Genomic DNA, 19329 nt, shown 5'->3' with positions numbered 1-19329 from the left:
AAGCCGGTTAACCTCGAATGGTTAGAGTCCGGCAACCCTAACGGAAAGAATCAAGGAGACCGGCGATGAGCCGCATTCACACTCCGGCGAAGAGCCGCATGCAGCAACTTGCAAGCAACCCCGCCATCGTCGCAATCGCGATGACGCTGGCGCTTGCCGGCTGCGCCTCGAAGAAGAACCTGCCGAACAGCGCTTCCGAACTCGGCCTCGGCGCCGGCGGTGCCGCAACGCCGGGCTCGACCCAGGACTTCACCGTCAATGTCGGCGACCGCATCTTCTTCGACACCGATTCGACCTCGATCCGTGCCGATGCCCAGCAGACGCTCGACCGTCAGGCTCAGTGGCTCGCCAAGTACCCGAACTACGCCATCACCATCGAAGGCCATGCAGACGAACGCGGCACCCGCGAATACAACCTCGCGCTCGGCGCTCGCCGCGCTGCCGTCACCCGCGACTACCTCGCCTCGCGCGGCGTACCGGCAAGCCGCATGAAGACCATCTCCTACGGCAAGGAACGTCCGGTCGCCGTCTGCGACGACATCTCCTGCTGGTCGCAGAACCGCCGCGCCGTCACCGTTCTCGGCGGCGCCGGCCTCTGATCCGGCCGGTCCCTCAAGCTTATGTGAAGGCGGCCGCTCGGCCGCCTTTTCTTTTCTCCACACTTTGGCCGAACTTGAGTTGCTTTTTTACGGTCAATTGTAAAAATCCGCCATGTGCGCCATCCGGCGTGACGATTCAAAGGATAACAGGACGAACCATATGAAGAGACTTGTCATGGCCGCATTGCTTGCGACGGCCTCGCTGGCAGGCCTGAACGGAACGGCAAGCGCGCTGCAACTGTTTCCCTCGCTCAACAAGAGCCAGCCGGCGCCGGCCGCAAGCAGCCGCCAGCCCGTGCAGCTCGCGCAAAGCGCCGATCCCTCGATCCGCGTGCAGCAGCTCGAGGAGGAGATCCGCAGCCTCAACGGCCGTATCGAGGAAATGAGCTATCAGTTGCTGCAGATGCAGGAACAGATGCGCAAGACCCAGGAAGACAATGAATACCGTTTCCAGGATCTGGAAAAAGGCGGCGCCAAGAAGAGCGGTTCGCTCGACAGGCCGGTGAATGCCGGCGCGACGCCGGAGGATTCGGTCGCCGAAATCATCACCCAGGAACCGGCGCCCGGTGGAGACATCGGCGCCTCCTCCTCGTCGCTCGGACAGCCCGAGCAGACGCTGGGCTCGATCGAGCTCGATTCCAGCGGCATGCCGCAAACGGCCACGATCAATCAGGACGCGGTCAACAAGTCCTCCGCACTGCCCGGCGTCAGCGCGCCCGCGGCGACCCAGACCGCCTCCACCGGCTCGGAAAGCGACGTCTACCAGGTCGCCTATGCGCATGTGCTTTCCGGTGACTACGGCATGGCGGAAAACGAGTTCCGGGACTTCATCGCTCGTTACCCCAAGAGCTCCAAGATCGCCGACGCCAACTTCTGGCTGGGCGAAGCGCTCTATTCCCAGGGCAATTTCAACGAAGCCGCCAAGACCTTCCTCAATGCCCACCAGGCCTATAGCTCCTCGCCCAAGGCTCCCGAAATGCTGCTGAAGCTCGGCATGTCGCTCGCCGCGCTCGACAATACCGACACGGCCTGCGCAACGCTGCGGGAAGTGACGAAGCGCTATCCGAAGGCCTCCCGCGCGGTGGTATCCAAGGTGGCGAGCGAACAGAAGCGCCTCCGCTGCTGACCCGCGTCCGCCCGGCCACCCCTGCCGTGGACCACGCCCCATCTCCCGAGGATGCAGCCGCAAGGCTTCTTGACCGACTGTCCGGCACCCGCCGGCTTCTCGTCGCCGTTTCCGGCGGCAGCGATTCCACCGGCCTGCTGATCGCCCTCGATCGCGCCATGACCTCGCTTCGCCTGCCCCATTCGCTCATCGCCGCCACGGTCGATCATCGGCTGAGACCGGAGAGCACTGCCGAGGCCGAAGCCGTCGCAACCCTTTGCGCATCGCTCGGCGTTCCCCATCGCATTCTCGCTTGGACCGGACCGAAGCCGGAAACGGGAATATCTGCCGCAGCCCGCGACGCGCGTTACCGTCTGCTTTCCCATGCGGCCGCAGAGGTCGGCACGGATCTTATCGTCACCGGCCACACGCTCGACGACCAGGAGGAGACCATCGCCATGCGCGCCGCCCGCGCCGCCGGCGAAAATCTCGGCCTCGCCGGAATGGCCGAGGCGACGCTTCATGACCGGCGTTTCTGGCTTCTCCGTCCCTTCCTTGAGATCCGGCGGCAGGATATCCGCGATTATCTCCGCCGGCTCGGCACCGGCTGGATCGACGATCCGAGCAACGAGGATCGCAAGTACGAACGCGTGCGGGTGCGTCACGATCGCGAGGCCATGGATACGCAGAGCATCCGCTCTGCGGGCACCGACCGAACCGCACTGTCGCGACAGGCCGCAGCCCTCCTCCAAGCCCATGCGACCGGCTACGCCTCGCTCGCGGTGAGAGTGGCCCCGGAAGCCCTGGACCTTCGGTCGCCCGCTCTCCTTCATGCCCTCTCGACACTGTGCGCCGTCGTCGGCGGCCGGTCCCACCGGCCGGGCCGGGACAGCATGGATCGGCTGGCATCTTTCCTCGCCTCAGGTCGACAGGGTCGCATCACCCTCTCCCGCGCACTCGTCGAACGGCACAGGGACGGCCTGTTCCTCATGCGCGAGAGCCGCGATATTTTGCCGCTGGAGATCCCGCCCGGCGATTGGGCGGAATGGGACGGACGCTTTCGCATCACCAATCGCGGGCCGGAAACCGCCTTCGTCACAGCCGGCCGAATGACCCCGCCCATGCATGGCCCTCAGTTTCTCCCCGACGGCCTCGTCCGCCATCTGAACCGGATCGGCCCCTCGGCGGCCCTCGGTAAAGCAAGTGTGATGCCCGCGGCTGCACCGGCCGGCTCCGTCGAAATCGAGCCTTCCCTGCCCTTGTTCGATCGCTTTTTACCCGCCTTCGACCTCGATTTGGCCAATGCCATCGCGCGTCTCATGGGACGGAAGGACTATTGCCCTCTCCCGTTTAATCCTTATTGACGGAAAAAGCAGCCAAACCGCCGCTTTGCCTTGGCAAGGCCGCAGTGCAATCCTATGTTAGTCGATAATCCGGCGGGCATTATCCCGCGCATCTTATTCGGGGAGTTCGATGAACCCAAATTTTCGGAACTTTGCGCTATGGGCGATCATAGCCCTCCTGCTGATCGCATTGTTCAGCATGTTCCAGACGACTCCGTCGCAAACCAGTTCGCGCGAAATTCCGTATTCGCAGTTCCTTCGCGAAGTGGATTCCGGCCGTGTCCGTGACGTGACCGTCACAGGCAATCGCGTTCTCGGCACCTATGCCGAAAACGGCACTGCCTTCCAGACTTACGCACCGGTTATCGACGACAACCTGCTCGAAAAGCTGCAGTCGAAGAACGTGATGATCGTCGCCCGTCCCGAGACGGACGGGTCTTCCAGCTTCCTGAGCTATCTCGGCACGCTGCTGCCCATGCTGCTGATCCTCGGTGTCTGGCTCTTCTTCATGCGCCAGATGCAGGGCGGTTCGCGCGGCGCGATGGGCTTCGGCAAATCCAAGGCGAAGCTTTTGACGGAAGCCCATGGTCGGGTCACATTCGACGATGTCGCCGGTGTCGACGAAGCCAAGCAGGACCTGGAAGAGATCGTCGAATTCCTGCGCGACCCGCAGAAGTTCCAGCGCCTCGGCGGCAAGATCCCGCGCGGCGTCCTGCTCGTCGGCCCACCCGGCACCGGTAAGACGCTGCTCGCCCGCTCTGTTGCCGGCGAAGCAAACGTGCCCTTCTTCACCATTTCCGGTTCGGACTTCGTCGAAATGTTCGTCGGTGTCGGCGCAAGCCGCGTCCGTGACATGTTCGAGCAGGCCAAGAAGAATGCGCCCTGCATCATCTTCATCGACGAAATCGACGCCGTCGGCCGCCATCGTGGCGCTGGCCTCGGCGGCGGTAACGACGAACGCGAACAGACGCTGAACCAGTTGCTCGTCGAGATGGACGGCTTCGAAGCGAATGAAGGCATCATCCTGATCGCTGCGACCAACCGCCCCGACGTTCTCGACCCGGCGCTGCTGCGTCCCGGCCGTTTCGACCGTCAGGTCGTCGTGCCGAATCCCGATATCGTCGGTCGCGAGCGTATTTTGAAGGTCCATGCCCGCAACGTGCCGCTGGCACCGAATGTCGACCTCAAGGTTCTTGCCCGCGGCACGCCCGGCTTCTCCGGCGCGGACCTGATGAACCTCGTCAACGAAGCCGCCCTCATGGCCGCCCGCCGCAACAAGCGCGTCGTCACCATGCAGGAATTCGAGGACGCCAAGGACAAGATCATGATGGGCGCGGAACGCCGTTCGTCCGCCATGACCGAGGCCGAGAAGAAGCTCACCGCCTATCACGAAGCCGGCCACGCGATCACTGCGCTCAACGTGCCGGTCGCCGACCCGCTTCACAAGGCGACCATCATCCCGCGCGGCCGCGCGCTCGGCATGGTCATGCAGCTGCCGGAAGGTGACCGCTACTCGATGAGCTACAAGTGGATGGTCTCCCGTCTCGTCATCATGATGGGCGGCCGCGTCGCCGAAGAACTGACCTTCGGCAAGGAGAACATCACCTCGGGTGCATCCTCTGACATCGAGCAGGCGACCAAGCTTGCCCGCGCCATGGTCACCCAGTGGGGCTTCTCCGACGAGCTCGGCCAGGTCGCCTACGGCGAGAACCAGCAGGAAGTCTTCCTCGGCCATTCGGTCTCCCAGACGCGCAATGTCTCGGAATCGACGGCCCAGAAGATCGACAACGAAGTGCGCCGCCTGATCGACGAGGCCTATACCGAGGCCCGCCGTATCATCTCGGAAAAGCACGACGAGTTCGTGGCTCTGGCCGAAGGCCTGCTGGAATACGAAACGCTCTCCGGCGACGAGATCAAGGCGCTGCTGAAGGGCGACAAGCCCGCCCGCGACCTGGGCGACGACAGCCCGACCAGCCGCGGTTCGGCGGTTCCCTCGACCGGCCCGAAGAAAGATCAGCCGAAGGGCGGCGAGCCCGAAAGCGGTCTGGAACCGCAGCCGCACTGATCCACAGGTTCAGAGCAGGATAGAGAGCCACCCCCGGCAACGGCGGGTGGCTTTTTCATAAGCGGTAACGGGATGTAATGGTTTTTTGCGCTAATTTACGTGTCCTGTTGCGGTTTTTGTGGCAAGAGCAGCCCAGTCGATATCGCGCTCGCCGCCTCGGGCGGCGCTTCCGTCGAACAGACGGAAGTAAGCGGCAAACGGAGCATTTCGGGAAACACATGACACGTCGTTATTTTGGCACGGATGGCATTCGCGGACAGTCCAACCAGTTTCCGATGACGCCGGACCTTGCGATGCGGGTCGGCATTGCGGTCGGCACCATCTTCCGGCGGGGCCATCACCGTCACCGCGTGGTAATCGGCAAGGATACCCGCCTCTCCGGTTACATGCTGGAAAATGCGCTGGTCGCCGGCTTCACCGCAGCGGGCCTCGATGTCTTCCTGCTCGGCCCGATCCCGACGCCAGCGGTCGCCATGCTCACCCGCTCGCTGCGCGCCGATATCGGCGTCATGATCTCGGCGTCCCACAATCCCTTCGCCGACAATGGCATCAAGCTTTTCGGACCGGACGGCTACAAGCTCTCCGATGAGATCGAGGCCGAGATCGAAAACCTTCTCGAACAGGACATCTACGGCCAGCTCGCACCGGCCCAGGAGATCGGCCGGGCAAAGCGCGTCGAGGGCGACATCTATCGCTACATCGAATTCGTCAAGCGCACCCTGCCCCGTGACGTGACCCTGCACGGCCTGCGCGTCGCCATCGACTGCGCCAATGGTGCAGCCTACAAGGTCGCTCCGCTGGCGCTTTGGGAACTCGGCGCCGAAGTGGTGACGATCGGCAACGAACCGAACGGCACCAATATCAACCTCGACTGCGGCTCGACCCACCCCGCCGCCCTGCAGAAGAAGGTGCATGAGGTACGCGCCGATATCGGCATTGCACTCGACGGCGACGCCGACCGCGTCATCATCATCGACGAAAATGGCGCGATCGTCGACGGCGACCAGTTGATGGCGGTCATCGCCGACACATGGGCGCAGGACCAGATCCTGAAGGGTGACGGCATCGTCGCCACCGTCATGTCCAATCTCGGGCTCGAACGCTTCCTCTCCGGCAAGGGTCTGTCGCTTGCCCGCACGAAGGTCGGCGACCGCTATGTCGTCGAACACATGCGCCAGCACAATTTCAATGTCGGAGGCGAACAGTCCGGCCATATCGTTCTTTCGGACTTCGGCACGACCGGCGACGGTCTCGTGGCCGCGCTCCAGATTCTGGCCTGCGTCAAGCGCACCGGAAAGACCGTCAGCGAAATCTGCCACCGCTTCGATCCGGTGCCGCAGCTCCTGCGCAACGTCCGCTATTCCGGCGGCAAGCCGCTGGAGGATGCGTCCGTCAAGCAGGCGATTGCCGATGCCGAGAGCGAACTGGCCAGGAACGGCCGCCTCGTCATCCGCCCTTCCGGCACCGAGCCCCTGATCCGCGTCATGGCCGAAGGCGACGACCGCGGTCAGATTGAGCGCATCGTCAACGACCTCGTCGGCGTTATCGCCAGCGTGCGCAGCGAGGCGGCCTGAGACGCGGCAATACTCCGCGCCGCACAGTTGTATTTCCATGGGCTTGCCGCTACTTTCTAACAGAAAGGCGAAGCTTATGACCCAAGAAACCGTTGATCTCAGTTTTCTGGCAAAGCTCAACCAGAAAAACAACGAGGAACTGAAAGTGCTTCGCAAGGAAATTGCGGAGATAAGAACTCTTTCCTTGCAGACATATGAATATATGAAGCGGGTCGAACGACGTCAGAGCGAGCTTCGCGACGATCTCGAGATTGCCATCAAGATGGAAATTGGCGGCGGGCTTACACACCTTCAAGCAGTTCTTGAGAACACTTTATCCAGAATCGAAGGCAAGGTCGATGAGGCAATGGATCGGGTAACAGCCATCGAGCGGCGCCCGTGAAGCGCGATCGAAGAAGCTAAGACAAAAAAGGCCCGGCCGCCATTGGCGCCGGGCCTTCATTTTGAAACGTATACCGACGTCAGGCCGAAAGCTTGGCCATGATCTCGTCGGAAACTTCGAAGTTCGAATAGACGTTCTGCACGTCGTCATCGTCTTCCAGCGTGTCGATGAGCTTCATCAGCGACTGGGCCTTTTCCTCATCGACCGGAACGGTGTTCTGAGGCTTCCAGATCGCCTTGATGGATTCGGCTTCGCCGAGGGCTGCTTCCAGCGCCTTCGAGACTTCGTTGATGTCCTCGAAGCCGCAATAGATCGTGTGGCCGTCCTCGTCGGTGACGACGTCTTCGGCGCCGGCCTCGATCGCCGCTTCCATCACCTTGTCCGCATCGCCAACGGAAAGCTTATAGGTGATTTCGCCGACACGGTCGAAGGAGAAGGAAACCGAACCGGTTTCCCCGAGGGCGCCGCCGGCCTTCGAGAAGGTCGAGCGCACGGAGGAGGCGGTGCGGTTGCGGTTGTCGGTCAGCGCCTCGACGATGACGGCGACGCCGCCCGGACCGTAGCCTTCGTAGCGGACTTCTTCGTAGTTCTCGCTGTCTGCTCCGGATGCCTTCTTGATGGCGCGCTCGATGTTGTCCTTCGGCATCGACTGCGCCTTGGCGTTCTGAACGGCAAGACGAAGACGCGCATTCATGTTCACGTCGGGAAGGCCGGTCTTGGCCGCGACCGTGATTTCACGCGCGAGCTTGGAGAACATTTTCGACCGCACGGCATCCTGACGGCCCTTGCGGTGCATGATGTTTTTAAACTGTGAATGGCCAGCCATGGCACCCCTGATCAGGTCTAAATATTGGGAATGGGCGCCTTATACGGATGAAAACCTCCGCGTTCAAGGGGAAGGAGGGGAAAACGGAAGTCCGTACGGGTCCGGCACGGCCCCGCGCGAAGGCGTCACATTCCCTGCATCACCAGGATCAGCGGCTTGCGCGGCAGGGTGCGCATCGAAACCGTAACACCCCGGCTTTCGGAGATCTTCACGTCGAAGCTCTGGTCGAACATGGCGATGAAATCGCGAACGGGAGGGCCGGTGCGATGCATCGGCAGGATCAACGCCGAGCGCAGTCGCTTGATCGTGCGGCTCATGCTGTCGGCCCCCATGGTGAGCCCCCCGTCGACAGGCACCATCACGATGTCGAGGCGACCGATCTCGGCGTAGTGCCCATCCGTCAGTTCATGATGCAGATGGCCGAGATGCCCGATGCAAAGCCCGGCCACTTCGAAGATGAAGATCGAATTGCCGTTGCGCTCGAAATCGCCGCCCCAGGTACGAATATCGGTCGAAACATTGCGGATATAAGCGTCGCCGACCACCAGCCGGTGCTCGATCTTCTCGCCCGGCTTTTCGTCGTTCCAGCCATGCAGCACATTGACGATCGCCGGATCCGGGGAAAGCGTGTAGTGGCTGGAATGCGCCTTGTTCATGGTCACGACATCGGGAACCCTAGGCATCCGAAGCCAGCCGTTGAAGTCGGTGGCGATGGAGATTCCGCCCGGCGTATCGATCTGAAAGGTCGAATGGCCGAGAAAGGTGATCGTCACGTTCTCCGGAAGCGCCGCGAACTGCCGAGAAACAATGTCCTCGGATGGCTTGTAAGCGGCGAAGCTCGCCGATGGCAATGTCTCCGCGATCAACTGGCACTGGCTCGCCGGCGGACGACTGTCCTGGGCGCCAGCGCCAGCGGCGGCAAACATCAGGGAAATGAACGCCATCGCAAGTCGCAGCAGCATCGCGCAGGCCCCGCTCATCGATCCGAGACCTCAGGATGCGACAGGCGGCATGTCAGGTAAAGCGCCCTGCAGGGCATACACCGTCACATTAGCGTGAGAGCAAGGCAAAATCCGGCCGAAGTGGCGTTACTCTAAACCCAGAAATCCGGAATGCTCTCCGCCAGCCGCGGCCCGATCCGGAGCGGTGCGATCTTCTCGGCAAGGCCGGTTCGGTCGGAGATTTCGACGCCGACGCCGCAGATCGTGGCGGGGCCGTGGGCAGCCTCGAAACGGCCCTTCGGCATCTTGGAGATGAAGCGGTTGAGCGGTTCTTCCTTCTCCATGCCGAGCGAGGAATCGTAATCGCCGCACATGCCGGCATCCGACATATAGGCCGTGCCGCCGTTGAGGATCTGGTAGTCGGCGGTCGGCACATGGGTATGCGTGCCGACGACGAAACTCGCGCGGCCGTCGACGAAGTGGCCGAAACACTGCTTCTCGCTGGTTGCCTCGGCGTGGAAGTCGAAGACGATCGCATCCGCCTGTTCCTTCAGCGGGCAAGCGGTCAGGATGGCCTCCGCCGACTTGAAGGGATCGTCGAGTTCGGGATGCATGAAGACCCGGCCCATGATGTTGGCGACGAGCACACGGGCGCCGTTGCGCGCGTAATAGATGCCGGAGCCACGGCCGGGGGTTCCGGCGGGATAGTTGGCCGGCCTGAGGAACTGGTCGTGGCGCTCGCAGAACACCACGGCCTCCTTCTGGTCCCAGACATGGTTGCCGGTCGTCACGACGTCGGCGCCGGCATTGATCGTTTCGAGATAGATGTCCTCGGTAATGCCGAAACCGCCAGCCGCGTTCTCGCCGTTGACGATGACGAAATCGAGCTTGAGGTCGGAGATCAGGCCGGGCAGCCGCTCCCATACCGCCGTGCGTCCCGTCTTGCCCACCATGTCCCCGAGAAAAAGCAGCCTCATTCGCCCTGTCCAGTCTCCGTCAGAATTGCCTGTAGCCGCTTTCCGTCAGAACAGCCTCCAGCTGGACGTCATGCGGTTCAAAGGGCACTTCTGCCACCTCCTGACAGTCGAATGCAATGCCGATCAGCCTGGGGTCGTGGCCTTTTTCTCTCAGCCGGGCGATGGCGCGGTCGTAATGGCCGGCGCCGTAGCCGATCCGGTGGCCGCGACCGTCGAAGGCCGAAAGCGGGACAAGCATGATTTCCGGATCGAGGACAGCGGCATCCGGACCGGGGCCGCGGGTGCCGAAACCGGTATCGACAAGTTCAGCGCCTGTCACCAGCTCGCGGAAAACGATGGTTTCCCGGTCCTGGATGATCGGCAGGCAGAGCCGCGCACCCCGGGCCTTCAGATGCGCCATCAGCGGTCGGATATCGGCCTCCGAACGGATCGGGAAAAAACCGGAAACGATCGTCCCCGGCGAAAATGCCAAGCGATCGCCGCCGTGGTCGGCCATCGCAAGGCTGAATTCCGTCCTGACATCGGCGGGAATAGCATCCCGGGCTGCCAGCCGTTCACGGCGAATGATCGCCTTCCGTTCCCTGTTGCTCATATCGCGATTGTATCCTTCGGGGCGAGCGGACCATATCCGAGATCGTTTTTTTTGCAATCGCCGGACGGCCTCGGCGTCCATCGGCACCCCCAAAGCGCTTTTGATCCGGATTTCTCGGGTTTTTCAAAGAATGAATTAACACTCGTCAATTATGATGGCGGCAATTCAACAAGGGATCTTTCATGAAGATTTTCTCACGTTACGGCATCGTCAAGACCGTCACCGCGGCGACCGTTCTCGTTCTGATGGCTTCGCTCGCGGCAGTGTCTTGGGTCATCTCGGAAAGCATTGCCGCCCGCATCGCCGAACAGGCGGTGGCGAGCCAGAATGCCAGTCTGAGGACGGCGGCAACCATCGTCGAACGCGACCTTCCGGGCACCACGGTTACATGGAGCAAGGACGGCAACGTCCAGCGCATCGTAACCACTGCGATCCCTGCGGAATTCTCGTCTCACGATATGATCGACACCATTGGCCGCATGACCGGCCAGACGGCCACGATTTTCGCCTGGGACCCGGCCAGCAAGGATTTCTGGCGTAGGACGACGAACATCATCAAACCCGATGGCAAGCGCGCCGTGGGCACCGCGCTCGGACAGACGGGCGCCGTCTATCCCGTCGTCACGAAGGGCGAAACCTATCGCGGCGAGGCCGTCATCCTGGATGTGCCTTATTACACCATCTATCAGCCGATCTTCACCCCCACCGGTGAGGTCACCGGCATCCTCTATGCCGGTGTCCGCGCCGCCGAAATCGACAGCATGGCGCAGCAGATGGCATGGGCAATCGGCGCGACCGCTCTCGTGACCCTGTTGCTCGGAACCCTTGTCACCGCCTTCATCGCCCGCCGGATCATCGGCCCGCTGCCCCGGCTGACAGCGGTCGCCGGCGAAATGGCCGCCGGCCATCTGGATGTCGTCGTACCCCATCGCGATCTCGGCAACGAGATCGGTGCCTTGGCGCAAGCCCTCGACGTCTTCCGCGAAAGCGCGCAGCAGAAGATCGAACTGGAGCGGCAGGCCGCGGAGAACATCGCCCTCGGTGAACAGGAGCGCCTCGAACGCGAAGCCCTCGAAGCCGAAAAAGCGCGAAACACGCAAATCGCGGTCGATGCATTGGCGACCGGTCTGCGCCGCCTCAGCGAAGGAGACCTTACCATTCGCCTCGAACAGAGCTTCGAAGGCGAACTCGACCGGCTGCGCACGGACTTCAACCATTCCGTCGACAAGCTGAACGGCACGCTTTCGCAGCTTCGCAACGAGACGCTCGGCATCGAGGCAAGTTCGTCGGAAATGCGCGCGGCGAGCCTCGATCTTTCGAAGCGCACGGAACAGCAGGCTGCGTCGCTGGAAGAGGCCTCCGCCGCACTCGAGGAGATCACCTCCACCGTTCGCGGCTCCTCCGCCAAGGCCGACGAGGCCTCCACCCTTGCCATGGCCGCCCGCAAAAGCACTGAGGGTTCGAGCAAGGTCGTCTCGGACGCCGTGGAAGCGATGAACCGGATCGAGAACGCATCGAGCGAGATTTCCAAGATTATCAACGTGATCGACGAGATCGCCTTCCAGACCAACCTTCTGGCGCTTAACGCCGGTGTCGAGGCCGCCCGCGCAGGCGAGGCCGGCAAGGGCTTTGCCGTCGTCGCCCAGGAAGTGCGCGAACTCGCCCAACGCTCCGCCAACGCTGCCAAGGACATCAAGGCGCTCATCACCAAGTCGGGCGAGGAAGTCGGCGGCGGTGTCTCACTGGTACGTGAAACAGGCAAGGCGCTGCGGGAGATCGCCGGTCAGGTCGCCGCCATCAACGATCACATCCATTCGATCGCCACCGCCGCGCGCGAACAGGCGACCGCCCTGCACGAGATCAGCGCCTCGGTGAACCATATGGACCAGTTCACCCAGAAGAATGCCGCGATGGTCGAGGAAACGACGGCGGTAACGCACCGTCTCGCCGACAGCACGTCGACGCTTTCGGGCCTTGTCGCCCAGTTCCGCACATCGGAAACCGACCCGGTCGCAGCACCCGTCCGTCGCGCCGAACCGGCATCGGCTCCGGCCGCCGCAACCGCACGCGTCGCTCCGCGCGCCGCCGCCCCGGCCTCACGGACGGTCTCCTCCCCGGCCCGGGCCATGGCCGGCCAGCTCGCCAGGGCATTTCCCGCAACCGGGACGACGGCGGCGGCGGCTGCCGATTGGGAAGAGTTCTGACCTGACCTCCGACCCCGCCGGCCCATGAGGCGAGGCGGTTTAGATTGCGAAAACCGGCGCCGGCGCAGCCAAAAGCTGCGCCGGCGCCGTTTTGCGATCATCTGCACACCTCTTCCATTTCGGGATGCGCGCGCCGCCATTTCCGCTAACATGCGGAACTGAACGCTCGACTCGCTATGAGGTGTACATGTTCCTGCTGTCGCACATGTTGACGTCATTCATCCGCAAGGGCCAGCTCACCGTGATCGACGCCGAGGGCAAACGCCACGTATTCGGCGGAATGGAACCCGGCCCGCAGGTCACCATGCGGCTGACCGATCCCAAACTCTATCGCAGTCTGGTCTTCAAGGCCGAGCTGGTGGCCGGCGAAGCCTATATGGACGGCACCATGCGCTTCGAGGAAGGCTCGACGCTGCGTGATTTCCTCATGCTGTTTTCGATAAACCGGCTGTCGCTCGGCAAGTACCCGATCCAGAAGGTGCTGCGGGCGCTCAAGATGCGCTTCCGCAAGCATCTGCAATCCAACAAGAAGGGCGAGGCCCAGCGCAACGTCGCCCACCACTACGATCTCGGCAACGATTTCTACAAACTCTTCCTCGATGAAAACATGCTCTATTCCTGCGCCTATTTCCGCGAGGAAAGCGAGACGCTGGAACAGGCACAGCGCAACAAGCTGAGACTGCTTGCCGCCAAGCTGGACCTGAAGCCGGGACTGAAGGTGCTCGATATCGGATGCGGCTGGGGCGACCTCGCCCTTTACATGGCACGGCTCGAAAACGTGGAGGTCGTCGGCGTCACGCTTTCGAAGGAACAGCATGCGCTGGCAACGCAAAGAGCGGCCGAAGCCGGGCTTTCGGATCGCGTCCGCTTCGAACTGAAGGATTACCGCGACGTCACCGAAACCTTCGACCGCGTGGTTTCGGTTGGCATGTTCGAACATGTCGGCGTCCAGCACTACGACGAATTCTTCAAGCAGTTGAACGCGCTGATGCCCGATGACGGGCTGGCGGTCATCCACTCCATCGGCCATATGAGCCCGCCCGGCATGACCAGTCCGTGGATACGCAAGTACATCTTTCCCGGCGGTTACTCGCCCGCCCTTTCCGAAGTGCTCGCCGTTACCGAGCAGAACAGCCTCTGGGTCACCGACATCGAGGTCTTGCGCCTGCACTATGCCATGACGCTCGCCCATTGGGGCCAGCGTTTCGAGGCCAACCGCGACAAGGTCGTCGCCATGTATGACGAACGCTTCGCCCGCATGTGGGAATTCTACCTCGTCAGTGCGGAGATGACCTTCCGCGCCGGAAGCCAGATGGTCTTCCATCTCCAGCTTTCCCGCAAGCGTGACGGAGCCCCGATCGTGCGCGATTACGTCACCGACCGTCAGCGCGCCTATATCGAAAAGGAAAAGGAACTCGGCCTGAGCATCTGAACGGGCCGTTGCCTGAACTGCGGCGACATATTAACGTCCCGCCTCAAAGAGCCTTTCCGGGACGACAAAATGACCACCGACACCATACTATGGTTCATCCCCGCCTGCTTCGCGCTCAACATGGCGTTCGGCCCCAACAACATTCTGGCGCTGACCAACGCCATGCGCGTCGGCATTCCTGCAGCGCTTCTCGCCTCGCTCGGTCGCATCCTCGCCTTCGCCATCATGATCGTCATCACCGCGCTCGGCCTCGGCGCATTGCTCATCGCGTCCGAAATCGCCTTCTCGGCGGTCAAGTGGGCGGGGGCTGCCTATCTGGTCTGGCTCGGCATCAAGCTTCTGCGCGCCGGTGCGCCGAAAATCGGCGGCCTCGACGCTGCACGGCCCGTTCGAACGACCGCAAGCCTTGCCAAGCAGGAGTTCTGGGTGGCGATCGGCAATCCCAAGGCGATCCTGATCTTCACCGCCTTCTTTCCGCAGTTCCTCGACCGCGGCGACTATGCAACGAGCTTCGCCCTACTTGGCGCGATCTTCCTTCTGCTGGAAATGGCGGCAATCGCCGTCTACGCCTTTATCGGCAGCCATCTCGGCCGCTTCGCCGGCAATTCCAGCGTCTTTGCCTGGATGAACAAGGCCAGCGGCGGCCTGATGATCGCCTTCGGCGCCATGCTGGCTCTCGCCCGCCGGCCCGCGGCATGATCTGAAGAAAAAGGGAAAGTGCGATCCACGGCAACCGATGGATGATTACGATCCTGGGAGCCTACAAAGTAGGTGGGTGCCGTATGACCAAGCCCACGGACCTGGTCAGGGACAGCTCCCTTAGGATCGGGTATGGCCCCAGGGATTGTGTGTTCCTGTCGAGAGGCGCAGACCGCAATCGCAATATAGGATGAAACCCCGGCCTCCGCCAGAGGCGGCGGAACCGTTCCGCGGAAATTTTGAAGATCGCGGGTCAGGCTTCCGCCGAGGGCCGCGCAGTTAGCTTCCGGGTAATCCCGTTCAGCCGCTCGGTGAGCTCGCCGATCGCCTGGGTGAGCATTTCCTCGCGCTCTCGCGCGCCATTGACGGCCGAATCCTGGCCCGCGCGGAAGGAAGCGACTTCGCCCTCCAGCGCCGCCAGACGGCGATTGAGCTCCGACAGTTCGTCCATCACCATGATGCCCGCCATGACGGTCAGGCGCAGATCGCCGATCTCGCCGAACTGGGACTTCAGATGGCCGACATAACGGTCGAACTGGTTGGCAAGATCGGTCAGATGCCCCTCCTGCCCCTCGTCGCAGGCCATGCGATAGGCTTTGCCGTCGATCGTTACCGTCACCTGTGCCATCGAACTTCCCAACTGGCGCCACGGCGCCGGGTTTGCATTTCCATCAACGCCCGAGCCGGTCTCAGCGATCCAGAACCGCCCTGATCGTTTCCATCGCCGTCACCAGCCGGCGCGAAACCTCACGGTTCACCTCTTCCAGCCGGTTGGCCCGGAATTCGGACTGGTCCAGCTCCTGGGCGAGCCGCGCACGATCGGCATGCACGCGCTTGACCTCGTTCTCGACCTCGCTGTGCTCCCGCTGTGCCTCGATCCGCATGTCTATGGCGTTCTCGAGGCCGGTTATCGCCTGGCGAAGGGCGATCAGCGCTGTGTCGAACGAACTTTCCGTCGGCATTTCCTAGGCCCCTGCTTTCCAGAAAAAGTGACTCGAATCGCCCTCGAAGACATGATGAATTGAAGGCGGACAGTATGCGGCGGTATTGTCGCCCGTCAATAAACAGCCCCCGTCCCCGGACGGCCTATCTTGTGGACGAAGCCTCCATCCTTTCCGGGAATGGAACGACACTGTGCAGCGCATAGAAAAGAGGCAGAAACGTGATTTTTGACACCATAAACGCCAGAATACAGGGCATTTGTTGACTTGCGCGATTCACCTGCTAAGGATCAGCCGCTTTCAAACGACCGCGTGGACACGCGCGCCGTCTCCCACGACCCGGAACAAGCGGAATAGCCATGATTTCTCCCGATAAACATAACCGGATGGCGAATGCGATCCGATTCCTTGCCATGGACGCAGTGGAAAAGGCCAATTCGGGACATCCCGGCATGCCCATGGGATGCGCCGATGTCGCGACTGTGCTCTTCACCCGCTTCCTGAGCTTCGACCCCAAGAACCCGCTCTGGCCCGACCGCGACCGTTTCGTTCTGTCGGCAGGCCACGGCTCCATGCTCCTCTATTCGCTGCTCTATCTCACGGGCTATGAGGACATGACCATCGAGGACATCAAGCAGTTCCGGCAGATGGGGGCAAAGACCGCCGGCCATCCGGAATACGGCCATGCTTCCGGCATCGAAACCACCACCGGTCCGCTCGGCCAGGGTATCGCCAACGCCGTCGGCATGGCGATCGCTGAAAAGAAGCTGTCCGTCGAATTCGGCTCCGACCTGCAGAACCACTATACCTACGCGCTGGTTGGCGACGGTTGCCTGATGGAAGGCATCAGCCAGGAAGCGATTTCGCTCGCCGGCCACCTGAAGCTCAACAAGCTGATCGTGCTGTGGGACAATAACGGCATTTCGATCGATGGCGCGATTTCGCTCGCCGATTCGACCGACCAGCATGCCCGCTTCCGCGCGTCAGGCTGGAACACGCTCGCCGTCGACGGCCACAATCCGGAAGAGATCGCAGCGGCTCTGGAAACCGCCCGCAAGTCCGACAAGCCGACGATGATCGCCTGCAAGACGGTGATCGGCTTCGGCGCCCCGAACAAGGCCGGCACCCACAAGGTTCACGGTTCGCCGCTCGGTGCCGACGAAATCGCCGCGGCCCGCAAGGCGCTCGGCTGGGAGGAAGAGGCCTTTGTCGTGCCGGCCGACGTGCTCGATGCATGGCGTCTCGCCGGCCTGCGCTCCACCAAGACCCGCAAGGATTGGGAGGAGCGCCTGGCGCATGCGGACCCGGAGAAGCGGGCCGAATTCACCCGCCGCTTTGCCGGCGATCTTCCGGGCAGCTTCGACGGCGCCATCGACGCCTACAAGAGGAAGCTTGCTGAATCGAAGCCGACCGTCGCGACCCGCAAGGCATCCGAGGATGCGCTCGAAGTCATCAACGGCGTCCTGGCCGAAACCCTCGGCGGTTCGGCGGACCTGACCGGCTCGAACAACACCAAGACCAGCCAGACCAAGTCGATCACGCCCGACGACTTCTCCGGCCGCTACATCCACTACGGCATCCGCGAACACGGCATGGCTGCCGCCATGAACGGTATCGCGCTGCACGGCGGCCTGATCCCCTACTCCGGCGGCTTCCTGATCTTCTCGGACTATTGCCGTCCCTCGATCCGCCTTGCTGCGCTGATGGGCATCCGCGTCATCCACGTGCTGACGCATGATTCCATCGGTCTCGGCGAAGACGGCCCGACCCATCAGCCCGTCGAACAGATGGCGGCGCTGCGGGCGATCCCGAACCTCCTGATGTTCCGTCCGGCCGACGCCACGGAAACGGCGGAATGCTGGCAGGTTGCGCTCGAGAACAAGCACCGTCCGTCCGGCCTGGCCCTGACCCGTCAGAACCTCGTCGCCGCCCGCACCGAATACGACGAGAAGAACCTCAGCGCCTATGGCGCCTACGAGCTGGTTTCCGCCAGCGACGCCAAGGTCTCGATCTTCGCCTCCGGTTCGGAAGTCGAGATCGCGCTGAAGGCGCAATCCACGCTCGCCGGAAAGGGCATCGCCGCCCGCGTCGTGTCGGTTCCGTGCTTCGAACTGTTCTTCGAACAGCCGCAGGCCTACCGGGATGCGATCATCGGCAAGGCGCCCGTCAAGATCGGCGTGGAAGCCGCCGTGCGCCAGGGCTGGGACAGCATCATCGGCTCCGACGGCATCTTCATTGGCATGAAATCCTTCGGCGCATCCGGGCCTTACAAGGAACTCTACAAGCATTTCGGCATCACCCCGGAAGCGGTCGTTGCCGCAGCCGAGGCCAAGCTCGCCTAAAGTCCCAATTGACGAAGGGCGTCTGCGGGCGCCCTTACGCATCATAATCCGAAGCTCTGTTTTAAAGCGGGAGTGCAAGCAATGACTGTGAAAGTTGCCATCAACGGTTTCGGCCGTATCGGGCGTAACGTACTGCGCGCCGTCGTCGAGTCGGGTCGCACCGACATTGAGGTCGTGGCGATCAACGACCTGGGTCCGGTCGAAACCAACGCCCACCTGCTGCGTTACGATTCGATCCATGGCCGCTTCCCGGCCGAGGTGAAGGTCGAAGGCGACTCGATCGTTGTGAACGGCGGCAAGCCGATCAAGGTCACCGCCATCAAGGACCCGGCAACCCTTCCCCACAAGGACATGGGCGTCGACATCGCCTTTGAATGCACGGGCATCTTCACCGCTCGCGACAAGGCCGCGGCACACCTGACCGCCGGCGCGAAGCGCGTCATCGTTTCCGCTCCCTCCGATGGAGCCGACCTGACCGTCGTTTACGGCGTCAACCACGACAAGCTGACCAAGGACCACCTGGTCATCTCCAACGCTTCGTGCACCACCAACTGCCTCGTTCCGGTGGTCAAGGTGCTGAACGACCTCATCGGCGTCGATCACGGCTTCATGACCACGATCCACTCCTACACCAACGACCAGCCGTCGCTCGACCAGATGCACAAGGATCTCTACCGCGCCCGCGCTGCCGCTCTCTCCATGATCCCGACCTCGACGGGTGCCGCCAAGGCCGTCGGCCTCGTGCTGCCGGAACTGAAGGGCAAGCTCGACGGTTCCTCGATCCGCGTTCCGACCCCGAACGTTTCGGTCGTCGACCTGAAGTTCGTTGCCAAGCGCAACACGACCAAGGAAGAGGTCAACGAAGCGATCAAGGCCGCGGCCAACGGCCCGCTCAAGGGCGTCCTCGGCTACACTGAAGAGCCGCTCGTCTCCCGCGACTTCAACCATGATTCGCATTCTTCGATCTTCGCGATCGACCAGACCAAGGTCATGGAAGGCAATTTCGTCCGCATCCTGACCTGGTACGATAACGAGTGGGGCTTCTCCAACCGTATGCTGGATACCGCAGCCGCCTTCGCCAAGCTCATCTGAGCCTGACGATTTCGGATCGCATAACGAAAAGGGCGGATCGGATCACCGGTCCGCCTTTATATTTTTCATATTTCGCCCTACTCTCATCACGATTGACGACGATAAGTTTGTTCTCGTCTTTTGGCAGTCCTGCCTGATCGTTCCATTGATCCGTCGCCGCGCCCGTCGCGGCTACGCAACGCCGCTGTGGCTTACGTCCGGCGGCGCGCATGGGA

The 19329-nt window shown here is 62.3% G+C and carries 17 protein-coding genes and 1 other RNA gene; 11 read left to right on the top strand and 7 right to left on the bottom strand.

Features of this window, described 5'->3' with window-relative positions; genetic code table 11:
* Positions 1–65 precede the first annotated feature (65 nt).
* The 6 genes from pal to J5N58_RS05640 all read left to right on the top strand — a co-directional run bounded on the left by pal (position 66) and on the right by J5N58_RS05640 (position 7068).
* The gene (gene pal, locus J5N58_RS05665) at positions 66–599 is read left to right on the top strand and encodes a peptidoglycan-associated lipoprotein Pal (RefSeq protein WP_113340652.1); all 534 of its coding nucleotides are present in this window, start codon (positions 66–68) and stop codon (positions 597–599) included.
* A 160-nt stretch (positions 600–759) separates the two neighbouring features.
* Positions 760–1725 (top strand): tol-pal system protein YbgF, encoded by a 966-nt coding sequence (gene ybgF / locus J5N58_RS05660; RefSeq protein ID WP_112828653.1) that lies wholly within the window; start codon positions 760–762, stop codon positions 1723–1725.
* A gap of 26 nt (positions 1726–1751) precedes the next feature.
* Entirely contained in the window at positions 1752–3068 is a 1317-nt protein-coding gene (tilS, locus tag J5N58_RS05655; protein ID WP_162757331.1) for a tRNA lysidine(34) synthetase TilS, read from the top strand.
* 109 nt (positions 3069–3177) lie between these two features.
* Entirely contained in the window at positions 3178–5112 is a 1935-nt protein-coding gene (gene ftsH, locus J5N58_RS05650; protein ID WP_113340655.1) for an ATP-dependent zinc metalloprotease FtsH, read from the top strand.
* Between the two features lie 218 nt (positions 5113–5330).
* Positions 5331–6686 (top strand): phosphoglucosamine mutase, encoded by a 1356-nt coding sequence (gene glmM, locus J5N58_RS05645; protein ID WP_112828656.1) that lies wholly within the window; start codon positions 5331–5333, stop codon positions 6684–6686.
* A 76-nt stretch (positions 6687–6762) separates the two neighbouring features.
* Positions 6763–7068: a hypothetical protein gene (locus tag J5N58_RS05640; RefSeq protein ID WP_112828657.1), complete on the top strand. Its 306-nt coding sequence runs from the start codon at positions 6763–6765 to the stop codon at positions 7066–7068.
* 79 nt (positions 7069–7147) lie between these two features.
* Here the strand turns inward: J5N58_RS05640 and J5N58_RS05635 are convergent, their stop codons facing one another.
* The 4 genes from J5N58_RS05635 to J5N58_RS05620 all read right to left on the bottom strand — a co-directional run bounded on the left by J5N58_RS05635 (position 7148) and on the right by J5N58_RS05620 (position 10404).
* Positions 7148–7894 (bottom strand): YebC/PmpR family DNA-binding transcriptional regulator, encoded by a 747-nt coding sequence (locus J5N58_RS05635; protein WP_112828658.1) that lies wholly within the window; start codon positions 7892–7894, stop codon positions 7148–7150.
* Positions 7895–8019: 125 nt separating this feature from the next.
* Positions 8020–8856 (bottom strand): MBL fold metallo-hydrolase, encoded by an 837-nt coding sequence (locus J5N58_RS05630; RefSeq protein WP_113340948.1) that lies wholly within the window; start codon positions 8854–8856, stop codon positions 8020–8022.
* A 131-nt stretch (positions 8857–8987) separates the two neighbouring features.
* Complete coding sequence (locus J5N58_RS05625) at positions 8988–9812, bottom strand: TIGR00282 family metallophosphoesterase (protein WP_244709995.1); 825 nt, start codon at positions 9810–9812, stop codon at positions 8988–8990.
* A gap of 19 nt (positions 9813–9831) precedes the next feature.
* On the bottom strand, positions 9832–10404 hold the full coding sequence (locus tag J5N58_RS05620) for a 5-formyltetrahydrofolate cyclo-ligase (RefSeq protein WP_244709993.1): 573 nt from the start codon (positions 10402–10404) through the stop codon (positions 9832–9834).
* A gap of 182 nt (positions 10405–10586) precedes the next feature.
* On the opposite strand from J5N58_RS05620, the gene J5N58_RS05615 reads away from it, so the two are divergent.
* From J5N58_RS05615 to J5N58_RS05605, 3 genes are all read left to right on the top strand, one after another.
* Positions 10587–12608 carry a methyl-accepting chemotaxis protein gene (locus tag J5N58_RS05615; protein WP_244709990.1) on the top strand — a complete coding sequence of 674 codons (2022 nt, stop codon included), beginning with the start codon at positions 10587–10589 and terminating at the stop codon, positions 12606–12608.
* A 187-nt stretch (positions 12609–12795) separates the two neighbouring features.
* The gene (locus tag J5N58_RS05610; protein ID WP_244709988.1) at positions 12796–14040 is read left to right on the top strand and encodes an SAM-dependent methyltransferase; all 1245 of its coding nucleotides are present in this window, start codon (positions 12796–12798) and stop codon (positions 14038–14040) included.
* 69 nt (positions 14041–14109) lie between these two features.
* Complete coding sequence (locus J5N58_RS05605; RefSeq protein WP_244709986.1) at positions 14110–14739, top strand: LysE family translocator; 630 nt, start codon at positions 14110–14112, stop codon at positions 14737–14739.
* Between the two features lie 18 nt (positions 14740–14757).
* Here the strand turns inward: J5N58_RS05605 and ssrS are convergent.
* The 3 genes from ssrS to J5N58_RS05590 form a co-directional block, all read right to left on the bottom strand.
* Positions 14758–14916: non-coding RNA, 6S RNA (gene ssrS / locus J5N58_RS05600), on the bottom strand.
* A gap of 76 nt (positions 14917–14992) precedes the next feature.
* Positions 14993–15367: a cell division protein ZapA gene (locus J5N58_RS05595; protein ID WP_113340661.1), complete on the bottom strand. Its 375-nt coding sequence runs from the start codon at positions 15365–15367 to the stop codon at positions 14993–14995.
* A gap of 61 nt (positions 15368–15428) precedes the next feature.
* Positions 15429–15701 carry a DUF4164 domain-containing protein gene (locus J5N58_RS05590; RefSeq protein WP_112828665.1) on the bottom strand — a complete coding sequence of 91 codons (273 nt, stop codon included), beginning with the start codon at positions 15699–15701 and terminating at the stop codon, positions 15429–15431.
* Positions 15702–16039: 338 nt separating this feature from the next.
* Here J5N58_RS05590 and tkt point away from each other — a divergent pair, with 338 nt between their 5' ends.
* Together tkt and gap are read left to right on the top strand one after the other, a co-directional pair.
* Positions 16040–18022, top strand: coding sequence for a transketolase (tkt, locus tag J5N58_RS05585; protein WP_244709984.1), 1983 nt, complete (start codon positions 16040–16042; stop codon positions 18020–18022).
* Between the two features lie 81 nt (positions 18023–18103).
* A complete protein-coding gene (gap, locus tag J5N58_RS05580) occupies positions 18104–19114 on the top strand; it encodes a type I glyceraldehyde-3-phosphate dehydrogenase (RefSeq protein ID WP_112828667.1) in 1011 nt (336 codons plus the stop codon).
* Positions 19115–19329 lie beyond the last annotated feature (215 nt).

Origin of the sequence: Paenirhizobium cremeum, assembly GCF_022884085.1 — a bacterium.
In the GTDB taxonomy this organism is placed as follows: domain Bacteria; phylum Pseudomonadota; class Alphaproteobacteria; order Rhizobiales; family Rhizobiaceae; genus Allorhizobium; species Allorhizobium cremeum.
Note: the sequence above shows the minus strand (reverse complement) of the source record. Positions and strands in the feature narration are given on the sequence as shown.

Bases quoted from the DNA above. Each gene is read 5' to 3' on its own strand.
- J5N58_RS05630 (WP_113340948.1), bottom strand. From the start codon at position 8,856: ATGCTGCTGCGACTTGCGATGGCGTTCATTTCCCTGATGTTTGCCGCC.
- J5N58_RS05590 (WP_112828665.1), bottom strand. From the start codon at position 15,701: ATGCCGACGGAAAGTTCGTTCGACACAGCGCTGATCGCCCTTCGCCAG.
- tkt (WP_244709984.1), top strand. From the start codon at position 16,040: ATGATTTCTCCCGATAAACATAACCGGATGGCGAATGCGATCCGATTC.
- pal (WP_113340652.1), top strand. From the start codon at position 66: ATGAGCCGCATTCACACTCCGGCGAAGAGCCGCATGCAGCAACTTGCA.
- J5N58_RS05625 (WP_244709995.1), bottom strand. From the start codon at position 9,812: ATGAGGCTGCTTTTTCTCGGGGACATGGTGGGCAAGACGGGACGCACG.
- J5N58_RS05595 (WP_113340661.1), bottom strand. From the start codon at position 15,367: ATGGCACAGGTGACGGTAACGATCGACGGCAAAGCCTATCGCATGGCC.
- J5N58_RS05610 (WP_244709988.1), top strand. From the start codon at position 12,796: ATGTTCCTGCTGTCGCACATGTTGACGTCATTCATCCGCAAGGGCCAG.
- J5N58_RS05640 (WP_112828657.1), top strand. From the start codon at position 6,763: ATGACCCAAGAAACCGTTGATCTCAGTTTTCTGGCAAAGCTCAACCAG.
- J5N58_RS05615 (WP_244709990.1), top strand. From the start codon at position 10,587: ATGAAGATTTTCTCACGTTACGGCATCGTCAAGACCGTCACCGCGGCG.
- glmM (WP_112828656.1), top strand. From the start codon at position 5,331: ATGACACGTCGTTATTTTGGCACGGATGGCATTCGCGGACAGTCCAAC.
- J5N58_RS05605 (WP_244709986.1), top strand. From the start codon at position 14,110: ATGACCACCGACACCATACTATGGTTCATCCCCGCCTGCTTCGCGCTC.
- ftsH (WP_113340655.1), top strand. From the start codon at position 3,178: ATGAACCCAAATTTTCGGAACTTTGCGCTATGGGCGATCATAGCCCTC.
- gap (WP_112828667.1), top strand. From the start codon at position 18,104: ATGACTGTGAAAGTTGCCATCAACGGTTTCGGCCGTATCGGGCGTAAC.
- J5N58_RS05620 (WP_244709993.1), bottom strand. From the start codon at position 10,404: ATGAGCAACAGGGAACGGAAGGCGATCATTCGCCGTGAACGGCTGGCA.
- J5N58_RS05635 (WP_112828658.1), bottom strand. From the start codon at position 7,894: ATGGCTGGCCATTCACAGTTTAAAAACATCATGCACCGCAAGGGCCGT.
- ybgF (WP_112828653.1), top strand. From the start codon at position 760: ATGAAGAGACTTGTCATGGCCGCATTGCTTGCGACGGCCTCGCTGGCA.